Source organism: Aeromonas sp. R10-2, assembly GCF_040908445.1.
GTDB classification, from domain to species: domain Bacteria; phylum Pseudomonadota; class Gammaproteobacteria; order Enterobacterales; family Aeromonadaceae; genus Aeromonas; species Aeromonas veronii.
Genome location: NZ_JBFODS010000100.1, coordinates 1 through 1,968 on the forward strand (window position 1 = coordinate 1; position 1,968 = coordinate 1,968).

Consider the following 1,968-nt stretch of genomic DNA (forward strand, 5'->3'; position numbering starts at 1 on the left):
GGTACCATCGGCCACGTTGACCACGGTAAAACCACCCTGACTGCAGCTATCACCAACGTGCTGGCCAAGCACTTCGGTGGTAAAGCTTTCGCCTTCGACCAGATCGACAAGGCACCGGAAGAGCGTGAGCGTGGTATCACCATCAACACCTCCCACGTAGAATACGACACCGCTACCCGTCACTACGCCCACGTAGATTGCCCGGGTCACGCCGACTACGTTAAAAACATGATCACCGGTGCTGCCCAGATGGACGGCGCGATCCTGGTAGTAGCAGCGACTGACGGCCCGATGCCGCAGACTCGTGAGCACATCCTGCTGGGTCGTCAGGTTGGTATCCCGTACATGATCGTGTTCATGAACAAGTGTGACATGGTTGATGACGAAGAGCTGCTCGAACTGGTCGAGATGGAAGTTCGTGAACTGCTGACCGAGTACGACTTCCCGGGTGATGACCTGCCGGTAGTTCGTGGTTCTGCACTGAAAGCGCTGGAAGGCGACGCTCAGTGGGAAGAGAAGATCATCGAGCTGGCTGGCCACCTGGATACCTATATCCCGGAGCCGGAGCGCGCGATTGACCAGCCGTTCCTGATGCCTATCGAAGACGTATTCTCTATCGCTGGCCGTGGTACTGTAGTTACCGGTCGTGTAGAGCGCGGTATCGTTAAAGTAGGTGAGACTGTAGAAATCGTTGGTATCAAAGATACCGTTTCTACCACCTGTACCGGTGTTGAAATGTTCCGCAAACTGCTGGACGAAGGTCGTGCAGGTGAGAACATCGGCGCGCTGCTGCGTGGTGTTAAGCGTGAAGACGTAGAGCGTGGTCAGGTACTGGCCAAGCCGGGTTCTATCAAGCCGCACACCAAGTTCGAATCTGAAGTATACGTACTGTCCAAAGAAGAAGGTGGTCGTCATACCCCGTTCTTCAAAGGCTACCGTCCGCAGTTCTACTTCCGTACTACCGACGTGACCGGTACCATCGAACTGCCGGAAGGCGTAGAGATGGTAATGCCGGGCGACAACATCAAAATGGTTGTTACCCTGATTGCTCCGATCGCAATGGACGACGGCCTGCGTTTCGCTATCCGTGAAGGTGGCCGTACCGTAGGTGCTGGTGTTGTAGCTAGCGTAATCGCCTAATCGATTCGTTATATACAAACATGAAAAGGGGTGGCTTCGGCCACCCCTTTTATTTTTGGGGCTATTTATGGCCTGTGAGATACTGGGCAAAACCATTGATAGAGGTAGTTTCCGTGAGCAACCCCGCCATTTTTCTGGATCGTGACGGTGTCATCAATGAAGACACTGGCTATGTCAGCCAGGTCGATGATTTCCATTTTCTGCCCGGAGTCATAGACGCCCTGCAGCTCTTCAAAAAGAAAGGCTATCTGCTGGTCGTCGTCACTAACCAGTCCGGAATCGCCCGCGGCTACTTCAGTGAAGATGACTTCATGAATCTGACTGAATGGATGGATTGGTCACTGGCTGATCGGGATGTGGATCTCGATGGCATCTACTTCTGCCCCCATCATCCGGATCACGGCGCCCCCTGTGATTGCCGCAAACCGGAGCCAGGCATGCTGCTGTTGGCGCAACAGGAACTGGGGATCGACATGAGTCGTTCCTATATGGTGGGTGACAAGCCTTCCGATCTGAAAGCTGCCATCAATGCCGGGGTTGGTCACAAGATCATGGTCAGAACCGGCAAGCCGGTGACCGAAACGGGTAGTGCGCTGGCCGATGCTCTCTATGACAATCTGCACGATTTTGCTGTTGCGGTGCCTGCAGTGAGCTGATTTCGCCGGTTTAATATGCCAATTGGTGGCTTTGTGAGCGAATAAACAGTGAAAGCCATCTTTTTGCAATTATCTGCTTGCCAGAAAGAATCTGTTCCCTATAATGCGCCTCCATCGACAGGGCAAGCGGCAACGCAAACAACCTCGTCGATAACCTCGAAAAGCCTTTGAA

The 1,968-nt window shown here is 53.5% G+C and carries 2 protein-coding genes; both read left to right on the top strand.

Annotated features, from left to right (window positions below):
• Positions 1-1,140 (top strand): elongation factor Tu (gene tuf / locus AB5Y97_RS19725; protein ID WP_368158828.1); only part of this gene is annotated, 1,140 nt, incomplete at its 5' end.
• Positions 1,141-1,253: 113 nt separating this feature from the next.
• The gene (gene gmhB / locus AB5Y97_RS19730; protein ID WP_201947392.1) at positions 1,254-1,796 is read left to right on the top strand and encodes a D-glycero-beta-D-manno-heptose 1,7-bisphosphate 7-phosphatase; all 543 of its coding nucleotides are present in this window, start codon (positions 1,254-1,256) and stop codon (positions 1,794-1,796) included.
• The last annotated feature ends 172 nt before the right edge of the window (positions 1,797-1,968 follow it).